The 19,183-nt window shown below is 70.4% G+C and carries 19 protein-coding genes and 2 tRNA genes; 8 read left to right on the forward strand and 13 right to left on the reverse strand.

Going from position 1 to position 19,183, the window contains the following annotated elements; all coding sequences use genetic code 11:
- Nucleotides 1–88: 88 nt before the first annotated feature.
- The 5 genes from HNR07_RS15725 to HNR07_RS15745 all read right to left on the reverse strand — a co-directional run bounded on the left by HNR07_RS15725 (nucleotide 89) and on the right by HNR07_RS15745 (nucleotide 5,233).
- On the reverse strand, nucleotides 89–2,266 hold the full coding sequence (locus tag HNR07_RS15725; protein WP_184365644.1) for an ATP-dependent DNA helicase: 2,178 nt from the start codon (nucleotides 2,264–2,266) through the stop codon (nucleotides 89–91).
- 104 nt (nucleotides 2,267–2,370) lie between these two features.
- Nucleotides 2,371–2,844 carry an SRPBCC family protein gene (locus HNR07_RS15730; RefSeq protein WP_184365645.1) on the reverse strand — a complete coding sequence of 158 codons (474 nt, stop codon included), beginning with the start codon at nucleotides 2,842–2,844 and terminating at the stop codon, nucleotides 2,371–2,373.
- The gene (locus tag HNR07_RS15735; protein WP_184365646.1) at nucleotides 2,837–3,259 is read right to left on the reverse strand and encodes an ArsR/SmtB family transcription factor; all 423 of its coding nucleotides are present in this window, start codon (nucleotides 3,257–3,259) and stop codon (nucleotides 2,837–2,839) included. Before HNR07_RS15735 ends, HNR07_RS15730 begins: the two co-directional genes overlap by 8 nt.
- An 86-nt stretch (nucleotides 3,260–3,345) precedes the next feature.
- Nucleotides 3,346–4,578 carry a glutaminase A gene (glsA, locus tag HNR07_RS15740; RefSeq protein WP_184365647.1) on the reverse strand — a complete coding sequence of 411 codons (1,233 nt, stop codon included), beginning with the start codon at nucleotides 4,576–4,578 and terminating at the stop codon, nucleotides 3,346–3,348.
- Between the two features lie 582 nt (nucleotides 4,579–5,160).
- Nucleotides 5,161–5,233 (reverse strand) — tRNA-Ala (locus HNR07_RS15745).
- A 331-nt stretch (nucleotides 5,234–5,564) separates the two neighbouring features.
- Here HNR07_RS15745 and HNR07_RS15750 point away from each other — a divergent pair.
- On the forward strand, nucleotides 5,565–7,109 hold the full coding sequence (locus HNR07_RS15750; RefSeq protein ID WP_184365648.1) for an endonuclease/exonuclease/phosphatase family protein: 1,545 nt from the start codon (nucleotides 5,565–5,567) through the stop codon (nucleotides 7,107–7,109).
- A 116-nt stretch (nucleotides 7,110–7,225) separates the two neighbouring features.
- On the opposite strand, the gene HNR07_RS15755 is transcribed toward HNR07_RS15750, so the two are convergent.
- Together HNR07_RS15755 and HNR07_RS15760 are read right to left on the reverse strand one after the other, a co-directional pair.
- On the reverse strand, nucleotides 7,226–7,543 hold the full coding sequence (locus tag HNR07_RS15755; RefSeq protein WP_184365649.1) for an ArsR/SmtB family transcription factor: 318 nt from the start codon (nucleotides 7,541–7,543) through the stop codon (nucleotides 7,226–7,228).
- Nucleotide 7,544: 1 nt separating this feature from the next.
- Complete coding sequence (locus tag HNR07_RS15760) at nucleotides 7,545–7,979, reverse strand: SRPBCC domain-containing protein (protein WP_184365650.1); 435 nt, start codon at nucleotides 7,977–7,979, stop codon at nucleotides 7,545–7,547.
- A gap of 165 nt (nucleotides 7,980–8,144) precedes the next feature.
- On the opposite strand from HNR07_RS15760, the gene HNR07_RS15765 reads away from it, so the two are divergent.
- On the forward strand, nucleotides 8,145–8,744 hold the full coding sequence (locus HNR07_RS15765; protein ID WP_184365651.1) for a DUF998 domain-containing protein: 600 nt from the start codon (nucleotides 8,145–8,147) through the stop codon (nucleotides 8,742–8,744).
- Nucleotides 8,745–8,772: 28 nt separating this feature from the next.
- On the opposite strand, the gene HNR07_RS15770 is transcribed toward HNR07_RS15765, so the two are convergent.
- Nucleotides 8,773–9,555 carry an NAD(P)H-binding protein gene (locus tag HNR07_RS15770; RefSeq protein WP_312893819.1) on the reverse strand — a complete coding sequence of 261 codons (783 nt, stop codon included), beginning with the start codon at nucleotides 9,553–9,555 and terminating at the stop codon, nucleotides 8,773–8,775.
- Between the two features lie 242 nt (nucleotides 9,556–9,797).
- Here HNR07_RS15770 and HNR07_RS15775 point away from each other — a divergent pair, with 242 nt between their 5' ends.
- Entirely contained in the window at nucleotides 9,798–10,388 is a 591-nt protein-coding gene (locus HNR07_RS15775) for a TetR/AcrR family transcriptional regulator (RefSeq protein ID WP_184365652.1), read from the forward strand.
- Nucleotides 10,389–10,556: 168 nt separating this feature from the next.
- Here HNR07_RS15775 and HNR07_RS15780 read toward each other — a convergent pair.
- Nucleotides 10,557–10,629, reverse strand: a tRNA-Ala gene (locus HNR07_RS15780).
- Between the two features lie 172 nt (nucleotides 10,630–10,801).
- Between HNR07_RS15780 and HNR07_RS15785 the strand changes: the two genes are divergently transcribed.
- On the forward strand, nucleotides 10,802–11,095 hold the full coding sequence (locus HNR07_RS15785) for a GroES family chaperonin (RefSeq protein ID WP_017583449.1): 294 nt from the start codon (nucleotides 10,802–10,804) through the stop codon (nucleotides 11,093–11,095).
- A 66-nt stretch (nucleotides 11,096–11,161) separates the two neighbouring features.
- On the opposite strand, the gene HNR07_RS15790 is transcribed toward HNR07_RS15785, so the two are convergent.
- The gene (locus tag HNR07_RS15790) at nucleotides 11,162–11,749 is read right to left on the reverse strand and encodes a TetR/AcrR family transcriptional regulator (RefSeq protein ID WP_184365653.1); all 588 of its coding nucleotides are present in this window, start codon (nucleotides 11,747–11,749) and stop codon (nucleotides 11,162–11,164) included.
- Nucleotides 11,750–11,908: 159 nt separating this feature from the next.
- Between HNR07_RS15790 and HNR07_RS15795 the strand changes: the two genes are divergently transcribed.
- The 3 genes from HNR07_RS15795 (at nucleotide 11,909) to HNR07_RS15805 (ending at nucleotide 15,561) form a co-directional block, all read left to right on the forward strand.
- The gene (locus HNR07_RS15795) at nucleotides 11,909–13,798 is read left to right on the forward strand and encodes an ABC transporter ATP-binding protein (RefSeq protein ID WP_184372086.1); all 1,890 of its coding nucleotides are present in this window, start codon (nucleotides 11,909–11,911) and stop codon (nucleotides 13,796–13,798) included.
- Nucleotides 13,799–14,050: 252 nt separating this feature from the next.
- Nucleotides 14,051–14,689, forward strand: a complete 639-nt coding sequence (locus HNR07_RS15800; protein WP_312893820.1) for a TetR/AcrR family transcriptional regulator — start codon at nucleotides 14,051–14,053, stop codon at nucleotides 14,687–14,689.
- Nucleotides 14,686–15,561, forward strand: coding sequence for an alpha/beta fold hydrolase (locus tag HNR07_RS15805; protein WP_184365654.1), 876 nt, complete (start codon nucleotides 14,686–14,688; stop codon nucleotides 15,559–15,561). Before HNR07_RS15800 ends, HNR07_RS15805 begins: the two co-directional genes overlap by 4 nt.
- A gap of 83 nt (nucleotides 15,562–15,644) precedes the next feature.
- Here HNR07_RS15805 and HNR07_RS15810 read toward each other — a convergent pair whose 3' ends face one another.
- A complete protein-coding gene (locus HNR07_RS15810; protein WP_184365655.1) occupies nucleotides 15,645–16,655 on the reverse strand; it encodes a flavin-dependent monooxygenase in 1,011 nt (336 codons plus the stop codon).
- Nucleotides 16,656–16,768: 113 nt separating this feature from the next.
- On the opposite strand from HNR07_RS15810, the gene HNR07_RS15815 reads away from it, so the two are divergent.
- Nucleotides 16,769–17,320 carry a TetR/AcrR family transcriptional regulator gene (locus HNR07_RS15815; protein ID WP_184365656.1) on the forward strand — a complete coding sequence of 184 codons (552 nt, stop codon included), beginning with the start codon at nucleotides 16,769–16,771 and terminating at the stop codon, nucleotides 17,318–17,320.
- 38 nt (nucleotides 17,321–17,358) lie between these two features.
- On the opposite strand, the gene HNR07_RS15820 is transcribed toward HNR07_RS15815, so the two are convergent.
- Nucleotides 17,359–18,261 carry a carbohydrate ABC transporter permease gene (locus tag HNR07_RS15820; protein ID WP_184365657.1) on the reverse strand — a complete coding sequence of 301 codons (903 nt, stop codon included), beginning with the start codon at nucleotides 18,259–18,261 and terminating at the stop codon, nucleotides 17,359–17,361.
- Nucleotides 18,258–19,106, reverse strand: a complete 849-nt coding sequence (locus HNR07_RS15825; RefSeq protein ID WP_184372093.1) for a carbohydrate ABC transporter permease — start codon at nucleotides 19,104–19,106, stop codon at nucleotides 18,258–18,260. The genes HNR07_RS15820 and HNR07_RS15825 overlap by 4 nt, the downstream gene beginning before the upstream one ends.
- Between the last annotated feature and the right edge of the window lie 77 nt (nucleotides 19,107–19,183).

Here is a 19,183-nt window from a genome sequence, read left to right on the forward strand (position 1 = left end):
CGTCGTGTCGGGCGAGGCTCCGCGGATCTCGGGCAGCGCTGCTTTGCCCGGCGCACACGGCACCGTGAGATCGCGACACCGCCGCGCCTCAGGCCGCTGACTCGTCCTGGCCCGCCCCGGCCTTCTCGGCCAGGCGTCGCAGCGCCGATCGCGCGACCTCTGGGTCGACCGTCCCCCAGTAGGGCGGCAGAGAGGCCCGCAGGAAACCGCCGTAGCCCGCGGTGGCCAGGCGCGGGTCCAGCACCGCGATCACACCCCGGTCATCGGTGGATCGCAACAGCCGGCCGGTGCCCTGGGCGAGCAGCAGCGCGGCGTGCGTGGCCGACACCGTCAGGAAGCCGTTGCCCCCGTGAGCGGAGACGGCGCGCTGGCGGGCCGAGGCCAGGGGGTCGTCGGGGCGCGGGAACGGGATGCGGTCCACGATCACCAGTTGGAGCGAGGGACCGGGTACGTCGACCCCCTGCCACAGGGACAGGGTGCCGAACAGACAGGCCTGTTCCTCCTCCGCGAATCGGCGGACCAGCTGGCCCGTGGAGTCCTCGCCCTGGCAGAGGATCGTCTGGTCCAGGCGCTCGCGCAGCTCGTCGGCGGCCTGCTGGGCGGCCCGCATCGAGGAGAACAGGCCGAGGGCGCGCCCGTCGGCGGCCTCGATGAGACCGGCGATCTCGTCGAGGTAGGCCTCGGAGAGCCCGTCACGACCGGGTTTGGGCAGGTGGCGGGCGACGTAGAGGATGCCGCTGCGGCCGTGGTCGAAGGGCGAACCGACGTCCAGGCCGCGCCAGCGGGGTTCTCCGGCGGCACGGTGCGGGCCGTCCTCGTCGTCCTTGCCCGCACCTGTCCCGGCGTCCGCGGCCCGGGCAGCTTCGGTTTCGGGTGCGGGTTCGGCTGCGGGACCGGCTTCGGTGCCGGTGCCCGCTGCCGCCCCGGAACCCGGTGCCGCCTCAGCGCGGGCGGCGCGTTCGGCGGCCTCCCGCGCGACCTCGCGGCCCAACCCCCACTGCCGGGCCAGGGCGGTGAAGTCACCGCCCAGGGTCAGGGTGGCGGAGGTGAGCACGACGGTGCGGTCGCCGAAGAGCTTCTCCCGCAGCAGCCCGCCCACGCCGAGCGGGGCGACGTTCAGCGCGGGCGGCCGGGAGGGGACCTTGGTGAGCCAAACGACCTCGGTGCGGTCCCGGAGCAGGGGTTCGTAGGACTCCAGGACCCGTTCGGCGGCCTCCCGGACCTCGGTGAGCGCGACCAGGGCGAGGCGGCGGTCGGAGGCGGTGTCCGGGTCGAGCTCGCCCGGGGAGGGGCCGATCGCCGCGACGCAGGCGGCGGCAGCGTCCCGGGTCGCGGCCACGGCGCCCGCGAGGCCCTCGTCGATGTGGTCCAGGCGCCCCTCGGGGACCTCGGTGAACATCAGGCCCAGGCCGTCGGCGCACTCGCTGAGCCGTTCGCTGATACCCGGCTCGACCAGGCGGGCGGCGCGTTTGGCGGCGGTGGTGACGGATCGCTCGGTGAGGGTGCCGGTGGCCACGGAGGTGGCGCGGTCGACGAGTTCGTGCGCCTCGTCGATCATGATCGTGTTGTGCTCGGGCAGGATGTGGTAGCCCTGCGCCATGTCGATGGAAAGCATGGCGTGGTTGGTGACCACCACGTCCACACCGGCGGTGGCCTCGCGGGCGAACTCGGCGAAGCACTCCTGACCGAAGGAGCACACGCGGGCGCCCATGCATTCGTTACCGCCCACGGAGACCTGACGCCAGGCGAGGTCACTCACGCCGGGCACGAGTTCGTCGCGGTCTCCGGTGAGGGTGTCCTCGGCCCATTCGTGCAGGCGCGCGACCTGGCGGCCCAGCGAGGAGAGCTGGCGGGCGTCGAAGAGCTCGCTGCCCTCGGCGTCGTCGTCCCCAGCGGTCTGCATGCGGTTGCGGCACAGGTAGTTGCGGCGTCCCTTGAGCACCGCGAACGTGGGTTCGCGGGGCAGCAGCGGGGCGAGCGCGGCGGCCAGGCGTGGCAGGTCGCGGTCGATGAGCTGGTTCTGCAGCGCGATGGTGGCCGTGGAGACCACCACGGGTGTCTTGGTCGCCATCGCGTGCCTGATCGCGGGGACCAGGTACGCCAGGGACTTACCGGTGCCGGTACCGGCCTGGACCACCAGGTGTTCGCGTTTGTCGACCGCCGCGGCTACGGCGTCGGCCATGGTCTGTTGGCCCTCTCGGCTGCTGCCGCCCAAGGCCTTGACGGCCGCGCCGAGCAGGGTGGGAACGTCGGGGAGATCTGCCACGGATCGACAGTACCCGGCGGTGACGACAGGTCAGGCGTTGTGCACAGGCTCACTTCACTGGTTCGCGGCCCGGCCCGGGGCCGGGCCACGGTACCGACTCGGGCTCAGACCAGGGTGCGGATCAGCTCGTCCAGCTGATCCATGGACTGTCCGGCCCCGTCCTCCATACCGGAGGCGGCCATGCCATCGCGGTCCTCCACGCTCTGAAAGACGGAGACCGAGGTGTAGCGCGTGCGGCCGTCGACCTCCTCCAGGGTGTGGGTCTCCAGCAGGACGTGTCCGGGCATGCCCTCGAACTCGAAGGTCGCGGTGAAGCCCTCGGGCGCCTTGATGCCGTGGATGACACCGTGGAAGGCGTACTCCTGCCCCTCCTTGTCGCGTTCCACGATCCGCCAGGATCCGCCGGGGCGGGCCTCGTACCTGTCGACGAGGGTCTCGGTGTCCCTGAGCCCCCACCACTTCGGCAGGAGTTCGGGGTCGGTCATGGCCCGGAAGACCACCTCGCGGGGCGCGTCGAAGGTACGGGTCATCACGATGTCCTGGCGGCCGGGCTCAATGACGATCTTGAGGTCACTCATGGGTCTTCTCCTCTTCGGTACTGCTCTGGATACCGGTACTGCTCTCGTTCTCGATGCCCTTTTCACGGCCCCGCCCGGTGCTCTGCGCGGTGCCGCGCTGGATACTGCGGAGTTCCTCGTCCAGGCGGGCGAAGCGCCCCTCCCAGCGGTCCCGGTACCGGCCCACCCACTCGCCGGCCTGTTCCAGGGGGGCGGTCTCCAAACGGCAGGGCCGCCACTGGGCGTCGCGCCCCCGGGTGATGAGACCGGCCCGTTCCAGGACCTTCAGGTGCTTGGAGATGGCCTGGAGGCTGACGTCGAACGGCTCCGCCAGGGTGTTGACGGTCGCCTCGCCCTCGGCCAGCCGGGCGAGGATCGCCCGACGGGTCGGATCCGCCAGTGCGGCGAAGGTGAGGCTGAGCGGGTCGTTCGCCATCCGAGTATTCAACCTTCCAGTTGATCAACCAATAGGTTGATTATGCGCCGCGATGCGACCCCCGTCAAGGGATCGCCCCGGACCGGTCAGGGCTCGCGTACACCCCGGGGATCGCTGACCGTGGCGTCCACGCCCGCGTCGGCCAGCTCGGTGAGTTCGGCGGCCAGCAGTCCCCGAGCAGCGTCGCTGAGCCCGGAGACCCGCTCCAGCGCGACGCTCACCGACTTCACCCGCGAGTCGTCGATCGCCTCCGCGAGCCGGGACACCACCTGCTCGGCGGCGAGGAAGTCGATCTCACCGCGCAGTCGCACCTCGAGCCTGGTCCCGTCCCGGGTCACGCTGTGCATGGGCGAGGGCGGCTCGGCGGGCATCTGGAGCATGTGCAGGTCGTAGTCGTCGGAGAGCCGCTCCAGGGCGGCCACCCCGCGCACGCTGTTGCCCGCCTCGTCCAGCGGCGGACTGAACACCCCCACCCCGAAGGCCCCCGGGGCCGCGGCGAGGATGCCGCCGCTCACCCCGCTCTTGGCGGGGATTCCCACCCGCAGCCCCCACTCCCCGGCGCGGTCGTACATACCGCAGCTGGACATGATGGACAGCGTGTGCCGGGCGGTGCGCTGGGACACCACCCGGTCCCCCGTCACCGGGTTGACCCCGCCGACCGCCAGGGTGGCCGCCATGACGGCCAGGTCGCGCACGGTGACGCTGAGGGCGCACTGGCGGAAGTAGTCCTGCACGGCGTCCTCGACCGACCCGACCAGCACTCCCCCAGCCAGGCTCAGGTACCCCAGGGCCCGGTTGCGGTGTCCGGTCTCGGTCTCCGAGCGGTACACGTCCTCGTCCACTTCCAACTCGCGTCCGGCGAACTCCGAGAGCACGGACCGGATGCGCTCGAACCGCTTGGCTGGCGCAGCGCTCTCCACCAGCGAGGTGGTCACGATGGCGCCCGCGTTGATCATCGGGTTCTCGGGGCGGCCGCGCTCGTCGAGGCTGATCGCGTTGAACGGCTCCCCGCTGGGCTCGGCCCCCACGTGCTCGTGCACCACGTCCAGCCCCAGCTGTTCCACGGCGATCGCGTAGACGAAGGGCTTGGAGATCGACTGGACCGTGAAGGCGTGCCCGGTGTCTCCCACGCAGTAGGAGCGGCCGTGCGCGCTGACGGCCGCGATCCCGAACGCCCCCGGATCCGCGTGCGCGAGTTCGGGGATGTAGTCCGCCACCCGGCCGCCGGACAGCCCGGCGACCTCCTCCCGGATCTTCTCCAGTACCCCGATGACGGGGCTGTTCTCGTCGGGCGAATATCCGCCGGCGGTGTGGTCCATCCGCCCAGTCTAGGAAGGGGCGGGGCCGCTCCCGACCGGCCGCGCGGGCGCGGTCCGGGGTGTTGGTCCGGAGCGGGGATCAGATGCCAGAACGGACGCCGCGCGCCCGGACCGGTCCGCGTCGAGCAGCTCACTCCCGAGCCGCGGATAGGCCCGGGCCGGTAGTTGAAGCCCGAATGCGCCTCTCCCCGGCAGAAGACCTCCTCGTACCCCGTTCGAGCGCACGCAGCGACCTGCCCAGTCGCGACCATGCCTCAGGGGGAGGGTCCTCCACCTGCCCCGGAAGGCGCACTGCCTCCTCGTGACGGTCCGCGCACGGCCAGGATTCCAGCGACGGCCAAGAGCACGAACACCGGGATCCGGTTCACGCGTGTTCCTTCGGGGGCGGAGGGGGTCGGGCGCCTGCGGAGTGTAGTGAACCACGAGCAGCGGTGCCCTCTCGCGGACCCCGGGCGACGTGAGCACAACCCGCTTCGGCGGGGCGAAGCCCCGTATCGGGGGTCTGGAGCCGCCTCCCGGAAGAAACGACGAAACGACCCTGCCGGCGCGATCAGGCGCGAACAGGGTCGTTCCGGAGTCGAGTGGAGCTATGGGGATTCGAACCCCAGACCTCCTCCATGCCATGGAGGCGCGCTACCAACTGCGCCATAGCCCCTTGAAGCGATGTGAACAGTCTAGCGGAGGTCTGGGGGTGGGTGGTACGTGGTTCGGCGCACTCCACCGCGGAGGCCGGGGTGACCGTAGGCGCGCTGGTCCGGGCGACCCGCCCCGCACCCGATGGCCCCGGGGCCGGAACACCCGCGCGCCGGGCTCTCCGCGTTCTTCCCGGGCCGCGTCGTGGAGTCCGTCTGCGCCGCTCCCGGGAATTCGCGTCCGGTGCTGTTCACCCCGCCTTCAGCCGGGGGCCTCCAGTGTTGGGGACACCCGTTTCCGGGGTACCGGAAGGTGAGCTGGTCTTGACGCTCCCAACGAGAGGCCTTCCCCCGATGCGTGTCCGCTTCCTGATCCCAGCGGTGATCACCGCGCTCCTCGTGGCCTTGGGTGCCTTCCCCGTGTCCGCCGCGCCGCGGGGCACCCTGGCCCCGGCCGAGGGAGAGGAGTTCACCTTCGCCTACGCCACGTCCGATCCGCACCCCGCCAACTGGATCGGGCTGTACCGTTCCTCCGGAGGCGGCCCGGTCGACGAGGAGTACGTCGCGCCCTCCCTGGTCTGGGAGTACGCACCGCAGGCCGAGGGGACCGTGCGGCTGTCCGCCGATTCCCTGGAGCCGGGTTCCTACACCGCCTTCTTCCTGGCCAGGGACGGTTACGAGTGGCTGGCCGAGCCCGTCGAGGTGCGCTTGTCGGCGGACGGTCCGGTCTCCTTCCCCGTTCAGGCCGCCACCCTGCACAACGCCCGCCAGGGCCAGCCCTATGAGGCGTACCTGGGCGGTCTGCTCTCGGGCGGCGGCTCGGAGGCGGAGTTCGAGAAGGTCAGCGGGGACGCCTGGATCCAGGTCTCGGCGGACGGCGTCCTGTCGGGCACTCCGCGGGCCTCGGCCGCCCGCGAGACCCCGGCGGGTGTGTCCCGCCCCAACCGTTCCTCGGCCACGGTGACGGTCGAGGCCACCGGCGAGGACGGCTCCACCGCGCGCCTGGACGTGACCGTCCCGGTGCGTCGCCACAACCAGGCGCTCGTCGACGAGCTGGGCGTGATGAGCTTCAACACCTGGCACGGCGGCACCCAGGTCAACGGCTACCACGAGAAGCAGGTGCGTTTCCTGCTGGAGAGCGGGGCCGACGTCGTCGGCCTCCAGGAGACGCAGGGCAGGCACGCCGCCCGGCTGGCCGACGCCCTGGGCTGGTACCACTGGCAGGGTTCGGGCAGCCTCGGGGTGATCAGCCGCTATCCGATCGCGCAGGAGTACGGCGAGGTCAACGCCTCCGGCGGGGTGCGGATCGAGCTGGACGGCGAGGAGTCCCAGGTCAACCTGTGGAACGTGCACCTGGGGTACACACCGTACGGCCCCTACGACTTCTGCTTCGACGGGATGGACGAGGAGCGGGTTCTGGAGCGCGAGGCCGAGTCGGGCCGTACACCGCAGATCACCGACACCCTCGCCGCGATGTCGGACCAGGTCGACGCGGCCGACGAGGTCCCGGTCCTGCTCGTGGGCGACTTCAACGCGCCCTCGCACCTGGACTGGACCGAGGAACTGCGTGAGAAGAACTGCGGGTACGCCGACGTGCCCTGGCCGACCTCGGTGCTGCCGACGGAGGCCGGGTTCACCGACTCCTACCGGGTGGCCCACCCGGACCCGGTGTCCGCCCCGGGCCACACCTGGTCGCCGGTGTACCCGTTCCACGAGGGATCGACCGGCAGGGAGGAGCCGCAGGACCGGATCGACTTCGTCTACCACGCCGGTGACCTGACGGTCCTGGAGTCGCACGACCTGGTCGTCGGGGACCCCGCACCGGTACCGCGGCACGCGGACAACGAGTGGACCACCGACCACGCGGCCGTACTGACCTTCTACTCGCTCGCCTCCTGATCCGATCGCCGCGCCGCGCCCTCCCCGGACCTCCCGGGGAGGGCGCGGCGCGGCCGAGTGCCCCAACCCGGGAGACCCTCTTGCCCGGACCAAGAGGCCGGGCACCCGTGGACCAGTCAGTCCTGGGACTCCGCGATCGCCCTGATCCCCTCCAGCCTGCGGTCCCAAGCGGCGGCGATACCGAGCAGGTCCCGCCCCACCTCGTCGAGTCGGGTGCTGTCCGCTTCGTGCACCACCGACCGACCGTCGCGCCGGGTGCGTACCAGTCCGACCTCGCGCAGGACTTCGAGGTGCTTCACGATCGCCTGCCGGGACACGGGCAGTTCCCGCGCCAGCTCCGACGCCGAGGCGGGCTCACCACCGATCCGGACCAGGATGCTCCACCTGGTGTCGTCACCGAGCGCCGCGAAGACCGGGGGCAGCTTTGTGTCCACGTCACTCACCCTCTGCCCGTGTCTCCACGAAGTCCTTGGCCGCCGCGAGCTCGGCTTCCCAGCCCTCGGTCCGCTCCGCGACGTGTCGGCGCAGCTCGAGCTCGGCCAGCCCCAGCTTCTCGAAACCGCTCTCCACGACCTTGAGCGTCACCCCGCCCGACCTCTCCTCAATCCAGAACTCCACCTGCGTGGACTGCTCCTCATCCGTACGGCCGAGCCAGCTGAACACCGCGTGGTAGGGGGGTTCGAGTTTGTCGGTCCGGATTCGGAACACCCCGTGGGTGGGGTCGTGCACGAGGTGCACGCCGTCGCCGGCCTCCTCGATCCGGTGGTCGACCACGCGACCGTCGTTGATGAACCAGTCCGGCCGCGATACCAGGCCCCAGACGCGCTCCGCGCTCGCCTCGATGTCGATCTGTCGTTCGATCATGTCCATGTCAGCCTCCTTTATGCAACTCAATGGTTGCACAAAACTCCCGAGAGCTGCAACCCCCTGATTGCACAAAGCGATGAATCGCCAACGGGGCAAGCCGTTGCAAAAATCAGTCCGATCGGCCTAATGTCAGATCATGCGGACTATATTTCTTGCGGAGCCCACCCCATGACGGCCCTGTCGTGGCTCGGCGCGGCCGGGTCCTGGCTGTTCGTCGTCGTCTTCCTGCTGGACGGCCTCACCCGCCCCGGCTACCACCCGGCCCGACACCCGGTCAGCGCCCTGGCCCTCGGCCCACGCGGCTGGATCCAGACCACGAACTTCATCCTGTGCGGCCTGCTGATCACGGCGGGCGCGGCCGCCCTCCCGCAAGCTCTCGGCGGCCTGCCGCTCCCCCTCGCGGTCGCGGCGCTCGGGCTGGCACTCGTCGCTTCGGGGGCGTTCCGCATGGACCCGATGCGGGGCTACCCGCCCGGCACCCCCGACGAGGACCCGGAGCACTTCTCCCTCACCCACCGGTTCCACGACTGGGCGGGGATGGTCGTCTTCCTCCTCCTGCCCCTCACCCCGCTGATCGCGGTGTTCGCGCTCGCAAGCCCGTCCTGGATGTGGGCATCGGGGATCATCGCCGCCGCGACCGCCTTGTGCAGCGGCGCCTTCGGCCAGCTCTGGGAGAGGGACTCCCCCTACACCGGCGTGGTCCAGCGGGCCACGATCATCCTCGGCCTGAGCTGGCTCGGAGCCCTGTTCCTCCACGGAGCCGCCTGAGCCCTATCGGCGGTGTCCGCTGTGATCACTATCGGAAAGCGGCCGCGTGATCACGCGCCCACTCCCCGAAGGTCCGTGCGGGGCGCCCGGTGGCCTCCTCCGATGTCGGCACCGGCCCCTCCGCCCAGGTGGCTTCCGCTTGCTCCCCCGAACCCGTCTCCGCGCCCGAGTAGTCCTCGAAGCCCAGGAGGAAGTCGGCGTTGTCCGCCGCGAACCCACCCTGGGCCAGGTAGTACTCCCGGGCGGCCCGGGGCTTGACCACCTCGAAGCGCACCGCCTCCCCGATCGCCGCGGCGATCGCGTCGACCTGTTCACGGTGGCTCACCAGTGCGGGACCGTTGAGGGTGTAGGCCTTCCCGGTGTGCCCGTCACCCAACAGAGCCGCGACCGCGACGTCGGCGATGTCACGCTCGTGGACGGGATACCAGGCCGCCTCGGGCTGTGGATCCCTGACCACCCGCTCGGCCCTGATGGAGGGCCCCCACAACCAGAGCTTGTTCAGCGCGAACTCCCCCGGACGCACATGGGTCCACTCCAGCCCCGAGGCCTCCACCGCCCGTTCGACCGGCAGGTGGAAATCGGTGTCGAACCCGGTCGCGACGGCACCGGAAGAGAGCGTCACGATCCTGGTGGCACCAGCCGCCCGCACCAGGTCGACCACCCGCTCCGCCGTCTCCGGCACGGGGAAGAGGAAAACCCGGTCGACCCCGCGCAGGGCACCCTCCAGACTCCGCGGCCGCTCCAGGTCACCGATCACGCCCTCGACCCCTTCGGGCAGGTCGTCCCGCCTCCGCCGGGAGAGCGCTCTCACCTCGACGCCGTCCCCCTCAGGCCGTCGACCACCAGGCGGCCGATGTTTCCACTCGCTCCGGTCACCAGAATTCGCACTTCGCAGCCCCCTACTCGCCTCCTTCAAATATATCCTTAAACCACTAGTAGAGGTTTTTTTCGAGAGGAAGAGGAAAAGTCGCCGAAAACCCTCAAGTCGATGCCATCCACTAAGGTGGCCAGAACATACATGCGCACTCGTATGTGCACACTTCTGGAGGTCTGGTGGGCAAGGAACGTCGAACGCAGGCCGATCGGCGCACCGCCAGCCGCGGCGCCATCCTCGCGGCCGCCGCACGCGGCATCGCCCAGCGCGGCTACAGCCGCCTCACCCTCGAAAACGTCGCCAGGGAAGCCGGATACACGCGCGGGGCGCTCTACCACCAGTTCCCCGGCAAGGAAGCCCTGACCCTCGCCGTCGTCGAGTGGATCGGCCAGACCTGGATGACCGAAGTCGGCCGCCCGCTCGAGGAAACGGGCGACGCCGCACAGGTCCTCCTGGAGGTCGCGCGCCAGCACGCGGTCTTCTGCCGGAACCACAACGCCGCGACCGTGATGCAGATGCTCGCGATCGAGTTCAAGCACGACGACCAGGCCCTGGGCCGGGCCACCGCTGACCTGACCGAGGAACTCATATCGCGGTGCCGCGAGCAGGTCCTCACCGGCCGCCGGCGGGGGACGATTCCCCCCGGGCCTCCGGCCACGGACACCGCCAGGGCCTACATCAGCGTCCTCGAAGCGGTCGCGGTCGACAGCCGCGAACCGCACGACGCCGTCCTCACCGAAAGAGCGGCCCGCGGCGTCCTGGGCCTATGACGCCACAGCCCTGCGCAACGTACTGACGGCCACTCGTCGGTGCAGCTGGGACATCGGTGGCCAGACCCAGCGAGCGCACACGGGGGCCTGGGGGCGACCCCCAGAAGGAATGACGAAGGCGACCCGGTGAGCGCGTTCACGCGCGAACTCAGGTCGCCTTGAGTCTCGTGGAGCTATGGGGATTCGAACCCCAGACCTCCTCCATGCCATGGAGGCGCGCTACCAACTGCGCCATAGCCCCTGGCAGGCCGGGCGGTTTCCCCGCTCGGCACGTGAATACTCTACAGGAAGTCAAGGGCGGGTCGAACCAGGGTGAAACCTCGGGCGACTTCTCGGTGGCCCGGGTCCGGGGGAAGGCCCCGGGCGGGGCCGAATACCCTGGTGTGGTGGCCGAATCAAAGCTTGAAATCCAGATGCTCCATGACCGGTTGCTGGTGAAGGCGGTCCCGGACAAGAGCGAGCGCCGCAGCAGCGCGGGCCTGGTCATCCCCGACACGGTGAAACTGGCGACCCGGTTGGCGTGGGGCGAGGTCCGTGGTGCCGGGACCGGCGCCCGGCATGTGAAGACCGGCGACCGCGTGCTCTTCGACCCCGAGGAGCAGGGCGAGGTCGAGTTGAACGGCGAGCGGTACGTGATTCTGCGGGAGCGGGACGTACACGCGATCGCCAACGAGGCTCCCGAGCGGGGCACCGGCCTGTACCTCTGACACCCCTCCTCGACCGTTTCGTGCCGGGCTCCGGGAATTCCCGGAGCCCGGCCGTGTTTGAACCGGTCAGTCCGCCTTCTCGCGCCCGACGGCCTTGACCAGCGACAGCAGGCACATGTTGTGGGCTTCGAAGGCGGGGACCTTGGCCGCGCTCACGTAGAGCCAGCCCGCGTAGAGCGAGGACCACAGGAGCTGTTGCGCCCACAGCGGGGTGATCCTGGGGTCGATGGTGCCGTCCTCGTGTCCGCGTTCGACGAGTTCGTAGAGGGCGAGGTCGCTGGGCCCGCACGTCTCCTCGTTCAGCTCCTCCGCCGTGTCGTCGCCGGCGAAGGCGATCATGGTGACCTTGCGTAGCGCGAAGTACTCGGACACCAGGCGGGAGAACGCCTCGATGGCGGTCCCCTCCGTGGTACACGCGCGTTCGGTGGCCTCGTTGGCCAGTTCGTCGGCGTAGTCCGCCAGGGCCGTGATGAGATCGGCGCGTTCGGGGAAGTAGCGCTGCAGCGTACTGCGGGCCACCCCTGCGCGCACGGCCACCTGGGACAGCGGCGCGGCCCGGTTCTCGCCCAGCACGTCGACCGCCGCGTCGAGGATCGCTCGGCGGGTTCGCGCGCGGGTCCTCGTCTCTTCCTCTGAGGGAGCGCTCTTCACCATGCCTTCATCGTAGTGGGGTAGGTACTTGATTGACAATAATAGGTCATCTATGACCTAATTTAAATCATGACTGATCACCCATCGGCAAGACATGACCTATCTATCCCGTCGCGCGAGACCACCCAGGCCACCCCGGAACCGCGCTTCGCCCAGCTGAGGGTGCTCTGGTCCTTCGTCCGCCCGCACCGACGCAAACTGCTGCTGGGTCTGGTCCTCGCCCTGTTCGGCTCCGCTCTCGAGCTGGCCAACCCGATGGTGGTCAAGCTCGTGCTGGACACCGTCTCCGAAGCGGGCAGCCTCGCGATGCCGATCACCCTCCTGCTCTGCCTGTTCGGTGTGGGTCTGGTGACCGGGCTGTGGCACTGGATCGTGCTCGGCACCGTCGCGGAGAAGGTCGTCCTGGAAGCGCGCACCTCCCTGGTACGCCGCTACTTTCGGGCCGCCCTGATCCCGCTCTCCCAACGATCCTCGGGCGAGCTCGTCACCCGGGCCACCTCCGACACCGTCCTCCTCAAGGAGGCGGCTTCCAGCAGCATCGTCAGCCTGGTCAACGGCGGTGTCCTGCTGGTCGGCACACTGATCATGATGGGTGTGCTGGACCTCGTCCTGCTGGGCGTGACCGCCACCGCGGTGGTCATCGTCACGGCCCTCTTCCTGACCCTGATGCCCGCCATCGCCAGGGCCCAGGAGAAGGCGCAGAACTCCCTGGGCCTCATGGGCGGGGTACTGGACGGCTCCCTGCGCGCGATCCGCACGGTGAAGGTGAGCCGGGCCGAGGAGCGCCTGGGTTCGCGGATCCTCGAACACGCCGAGGAAGCGGCCCGGCACGGCATCCGCTCGGTCCGCCGCGAGGCCGTGGCCTGGACGGTCGCCTTCGGCGGCATCCAGCTGGCGATCATCGCCATCCTGGGTGTGGGTGCGCTGCGGGTGGCCTCCGGTGAGATCGGGGTCTCCACGCTGGTGGCGTTCCTGCTGTACGCGTTCACCCTGATGAACCCGGTCATGGAGCTCTCCCAGAGCGTGACCACCCTGCAGTCGGGCATCGCCGCCGCCAAGCGCATCCGCGAGGTGGAGGCGGTCCCGCTCGAACCCACCGCCGAGGGCCCCGACGGCGTCCCGTCGCGAAACGGCGCCGTCCCGCACGGCCCGGACGACGCGAGCGCGCCCTCCCGCGAGGAGCTCTCCACCGGGGATCGACCGGCACCGGGTGGCACCGGAGCCAGCGTCTCCGCCAACGGTTCCGGAGGCGGGTTTGCGGCCGACAACGGACACGGGGGCCCGCTGCTGGAGCTGCACGGAATCACCGCCCGGTACGCACCCGGCGCGGCAGCCGCTGTGCGGGAGGTGGATCTGGCCATCCCCAGACGCGGCCACACCGCGATCGTGGGCCCTTCGGGAGCAGGCAAGACAACGGTGTTCTCCTTGCTCCTGCGTTTCCTGGAGCCTGAGCACGGCCACATCACGCTCGACGGAACGCCCTACCGGGAGCTGTCCCCGCGGCAGGTGCGCGAGAGCTTCTCCTACGTCGAACAGGACACCCCGGTGGTGCCCGGCACCATCCGCGACAACCTGCTGTTCACGAACCCCGAAGCCGACGAGAACGGCATCCGGCGCGTACTGGACGAGGTCGTGCTCACCGAGAAGATCGAGGCTCTGGAGAAGGGCCTGGACACCCCGCTGGACGCCACCTCGTTCTCCGGCGGCCAGCGCCAGCGCATCGCCCTGGCCCGTGCCCTGCTCGGTTCCCCGGACGTCCTGCTGCTCGACGAGGCCACCTCGCAGGTGGACGCGATCACCGAGGCCGCGATCACCCGGAGCGTACGCGCCCAGGCCGACCGGGCCGCGGTGGTGACCATCGCGCACCGGTTGTCCACCGTGATCCACGCCGACCGCATCCTGCTGATGGAGGACGGCGGTATCCGCGCCCAGGGCACGCACAGGCAACTCCTGGAGCAGGACACCCTCTACCGGGACCTGGTCTCGGCACTGCACATCGGCGAGGCCGAGGACCAGGTCGATGAGGTGACCTCGGGGGCCTCCCCTGTGTGAGACCGCCGGTGCACCACCCGCCCCGGAGTGGGCCGGCAGGCGCGGGCGGTCCGTTGGTCGCGGGCAAGGGACCTCGCTGCCCCGTGCCGCGGCGACCCCGTCCGGCGCCGGTGCCCGCTCGGGCGCCGGTGTAGCCGTGGCGCTGGCGCTGGGCGCGGGGGCGGACAGCGCCCTTGGTTCGGGGGTGTTGACGGCCCTGACCCGCGACCTATAATGACCAAATCAACGAATCTAGTCATTAAGGACAGAATCGTGGCCCGTCCCAGTGTGAGCACCGAGGTCATCCTCGACGCGGCCGCCGAGGCCTTCGCAGCGCACGGCACCAGGCGCACCACCATGGCGGAGGTCGCTCTGCGCGCGGGGGTGGCCAAGGGGGTTCTCTACCTGCGCTTCGACAGCAAGGAGTCGCTGGCCCGGGCCGTGGTCGACCGTGAGATGGCACTGGCGCTGGCGACCACTCGGGCCGAGGTGACCGCCGACCCGCGCGGAGGGCTGCTGTCCCGCCTCTTCGTCCACTCCCTGACCGCCCTGCACACACGGCCGTTCCTGATCGCGTTGTACAAGGGTGAGGTCGGTCCGGGGGGCCACCCGTCCGACCGGGGCACCCAGTACCGGGAGCGGTTGCCGATCAGCACGGACTTCGTCCGGCGGATGCGTGACGCGGGCATGGTTCGGGCCGACCTGGAGCCCGGACCGCTGGCCGCCAACCTCGCGGTCTGGAACGTCGGCCTGGCCCTCACCGCTCCGCACGAGGACCCCGGCGCGCTCATCCTGGGAATGGGTGAACTGGTGGCGCGCGCCGCCGACGCCGACGTCACCGACACCACACCCGGCAAGGAGTGCTTCGCCCGCCTCGCCGACGACCTCGAAGCGCTCTGGAGCAGCCCATGACCTTCCTACCGCCTGCCGCCCGCGCCGAGTACCTCGACCTCGACGGGGGCCGAGTGCGGGTACTGCACAGCGGCCCGGCCGGGGCTCCGCCGCTCCTGCTGGTGCACGGCGGCAGCAACGACAACGCCACGATCTCCTGGTACCGGCTCTTCGAGGAGTTCGGTGCCGACCACCGCGTCATCGCCCCTGATCTGCCCGGGTTCGGCGGTACCGAGGGGATCGACCCGCCGGGCGGGCCGGTGGCCCAGGCCGACTTCCTGTCCCGGGTGCTCACCGGGTTCGGAGTGGAACGGGCCGTGGTGGCAGGTGTGTCCATGGGCGGTGACGTGGCGATGAACCTGGCTCTGCGCCACCCCGAGCTGGTCCGGGGGCTGGTGCTGATCGCACCCGGCGGCCTGGTGGAACGGGTCGGGAACCGGTTCACCCACAAGGCCGCCTGGTGGTCCGCGCGGATGCCCGACGGGATCCTGTTTCCCATCGTGGCTCTGGCGAACCGGTTCGTGGGCCTGGCGCTGCGCGCGGTCGTGCACGACGTTTCGACCATGCCGCCCGAGGTGGTGGCGGAGTTCCGCCGGGAGGCTCTGCGGCCAGGCGCCGCACGGGGTTACATGCGCTACAACCAGGCCACTCTCGGCCCGCACGGAATGCGGAACAACCTGCTTCCCGTGGTCGACCGGATCACCGCCCCCACGCTCTTCTTCCATGGCGAGCGGGACCCGATGGTGCCCCTGGAGGGGTCGCGGCGAGCCGTGCGGTCGATGCCGAACGCCCGGCTGGTCACGGTTGCCGACTGCGGCCACTGGGCTCAGCTGGAGGCGCACGAGAGGTTCGTCGAGGAAGTGCGGTCCTTCCTGTCCGACCTCCGCGGCTGAGCCCACCCCGGGCAGACCCGACCGGGGATCTTCCCCTGGCGGCCTCGGCAGGGCCGCGGGGCCGGACCGCGGGACAGGCTGAGCTACCGAGGCGGCCCCGTCGTGCTGATGCGGTTGAGGAACCGGGAGGCCGCCACGATCCGGCGGGTGTGTCCGCGGCGGAGGCGGTCATAGCGGGTCAGGGCCCGGGCGATGGTGGGTTCCTCGTTGAGGGCCTCGGACAGCACCGCCGCGTCCACCGCCGACTCGCAGGCGCCCCGACCCAGGTTGGGCGCCATGGCGTGGGCGGCGTCGCCGATAAGCGCGTGCCGCCAGCGGACGTAGGGGCCGAAGGACGGCAGGTCCAGGAGCTCGCGGCGGTCCACGCCGTGGGCCTCCAGCCCGGACAGGATCCGATCGGCCTCCCCGCCCCAGCCTCCGAACTCCCTTCGCAGCACCGCCGCGTGGGTACCGACGTCCCGCGCCGCGCGTTCAGCCGCGGTGAGCAGGCGCTGGTCGATCGCCGCGTACCAGTTGGTGGTGTGCGCGTCGAGCGGGGTGACCCCGAAGATCCTGCGTCCGCCCCAGATCTCGGTGACCCCCTCGACCCGGCCGGGCAGGGTGCCCCGGTAGGCGATCGAACCGAGAGCACGGGGCGGACCCGCGTGCGGGAAGACGGTACGGCGGACCAGGCTGTGGATGCCGTCAGCACCGATCACCACGTGAAAACGCCCTCCCGGAACGAGTTCCGCGGCGGTGACGGGGGTGTTCCAGCGCACGAGGCCGTCAGGAAGACCGTCGACCAGGACGTCGAGCAGGGCGGACCGGGAGATCAGGTGGCCTCCGGCCCGGCCGCCGACGCCGATGAGCCTCCTGCCGCCAGGCCGGAGCAACGCCGCGCCCGAGCGGTACTCGGCCCGCTCGCGCAAACGCTCTCCCAGTCCGAGCCGGTCGAACGCGCGCATCGCCCCCGGCCACACAGCCAGGGCTCCGCCGATGTCGGGCGGACCGTCCAGGCGTTCGCGCACGTCGACCTCCCAGCCGCCGCGCACCAGCCCTCGGGCCACCGCGAGCCCCGCGATTCCGCCGCCCACCACCAGCGCTCTACCGTTCATACCCGCCACGCTACTACGATCCTAGTAGTTCGTCACTGTGATCGCGGTGAAATGGCCACGCACAGGTCCCGCGCAGGAACGAAGAACGCTGGCACTACGAATACAGTGATCGGATGTCCCAGACCAAGGCCCGAGCCGTCGACGCGGCCATCGAACTGTTGGGCACCCGCGGCCTGCACGCGCTCACCCACGGCAAGGTCGACGCCGCGGCCGGGCTGCCCAAGGGGTCCGCGTCCAACCATTTCCGCACCAGGGACGCCCTGGTCCGGGGGGTCGTGGCACGCCTGGAGGAGCTCGACCGCCAGGACTGGGCCCGGCTCTACGACGTCACCGTGGCCTCGGTCGACCACCTCGTGGACGCCGTGGCCGGGTTCGTCACCGCCATGACCACCACCGACCGGGTCCGTACCGTGGCCCGCTACACCCTTGCCATGGAGGCGGCGCACAACCCCGAGGTGCGCGCCTCGCTCAACCGCGGCCACGACCGCATCCGCGACTGGAGTGCCCCGCTCCTGGCCGGCCTCGGCGCCTCCGACCCGGATGCGGCCGCACGGACCCTGCTCGCCTACGTGGACGGGCTCATCATGCACGCGCTCACGCGGCCCGGGGTCGTCGAGCCGCGTGAGCAGTACGTTCGCGTCGTCCGGGCCTGCCTGGAGCCCTGAACCCGCAGCGGGCCCGGGCACCTATGCGGGCCCGGCCCTCAGCCCTTCACGGCTCCCGAGGTCAGCCCCGCCACGATCCTGCGCTGCAGCACCAGGGCGAAGACGATCAGCGGGACCGAGACCAGCACCGAGGCCGCCATGATCTGCCCGATCGGGTTCTCGTAGCCGACCCGCTCGAAGGTGCCGACGAAGACCGGCACCGTCTGCACGTTGAGGTCGCGCGGGGCGAACGAGAAGGCCAGCAGGAACTCGTTGGTGGCGTACACGAAGGTCAGGATGGCCGCGGCGCCCACACCGGGCGCGGCCAGCGGCACCACCACCTTCAGGAAGGCCTGGAAGGGGGTGGCTCCGTCCACCTTCGCCGACTCCTCGATCTCCTTCGGGATGCCCGCGAAGAACGTGGCGAGGATGAAGATCGACAGCGGCAGGGTCAGCGCCACGTACGGGATGACCATGCCCGCGTAGGAGTTGAGCAGGCTGATCCCGGTGAGATCGTTGAGCTGCAGGTACATCCGGTACAGCGGGTTGACCAGGGCGACCGGCGGGAACAGCGTCGCCACCAGGGTCGCGGCCAGCAGGACGAACTTGCCCGCCATCGGCAGCCTCGCGAGCGCGTAACCGGCCAGCGCGGCCACCGGGATGCAGATCAGGGTGGTCGCCGAAGCCACGATCAGCGAGTTGCGCAGCGCGAAGTGGAAGCCCTGGTTGACGACCTCCTCGTAGTTGCCGAGGCTGTACGGCCCCCGGAAGATGTTCGGGTCGGTCAGTGCCACCGAACCCGTGCGCAGGCTGGTCATACCCATCCACAGGAACGGGAACAGGCACCAGCCCAGGACCAGGAGCAGCCCCAGCAGCTTGAGCGCGTTCACCAAGGCCGGCGGGGTCTTGGGCCGCGGCCGGTGCGCCCGCCGGACGGCGGCCCGGCTCTCCCGGGTGGTCATCGCTTCTCCTTCCGAGCGACGTCGCCGACCATGTGGCGTCCCATCCTGCTGATGAAGGCCAGGCCGACGAGCATGACGATGACGAACGTGACCGTGGACAGCGCGTTGGCGTAGCCCAGCTGCGGCTCGGCGACCAGGAACCGCTGCGCGTACACCGACAGCGTGGCCACCGAGTTCGAGTACCCGGCGAACACGTACGCGAAGTCGAACATGCGCAGCGCGTCCACCGTGCGGAACAGCAGCGCCACCACGATCGCCGGGCGCAGCAGCGGCAGCGTGATCGACCAGAACCGCTGGAACACGTTGGCGCCGTCGACCTTGGCCGCCTCGTAGTAGTCCCTGGGGATGGTCTGGAGTCCGGCCAGGAGCAGCAGCGCCACGAACGGCGCGGTCTTCCACACGTCCGCGCTGATGATGCCGACCATGGCCCAGGCCGGGTCCCGCAGCCAGTTGATCTCCGTGCCCAGCACCGCGTTCACGAAGCCGGGGTTGTGGTCGAACATGTACCGCCACACCTGGGCGGCGACCGCGGTCGGGATCACCCACGGCACCAGGATGACCGCGCGGGTCAGTCCGCGGCCGACGAAGGCCTGGTGCATGATCAGCGCGAACGCCATGCCGATCACGAACTCCAGGGACACCGAGGCCACGGTGAAGACCAGCGTGTTCTTGGCGGCGTTCCAGAAGTTGGGGTCGGTCAGCGCCCGGACGTAGTTGTCGCCCCCGATGAACTCCTGTTGGAACCCTCGGATGTTGTACAGGCTCATCCCGACCGCGTAGAACACCGGGAAGAGCGCGATCAGCGCCATGAACCCGAGCGAGGGGGCGAGGAAGACCCGCCCCATCGCCCGTTCGCCCAGGCCCCGCTCGCGTGTGCGTGCGCTGACCCGTTTGTCAGCGGTGCTCGGCTGGGCCATCGCTC

It is taken from the genome of Nocardiopsis metallicus, assembly GCF_014201115.1.
Taxonomy (GTDB): Bacteria; Actinomycetota; Actinomycetes; order Streptosporangiales; family Streptosporangiaceae; genus Nocardiopsis; species Nocardiopsis metallicus.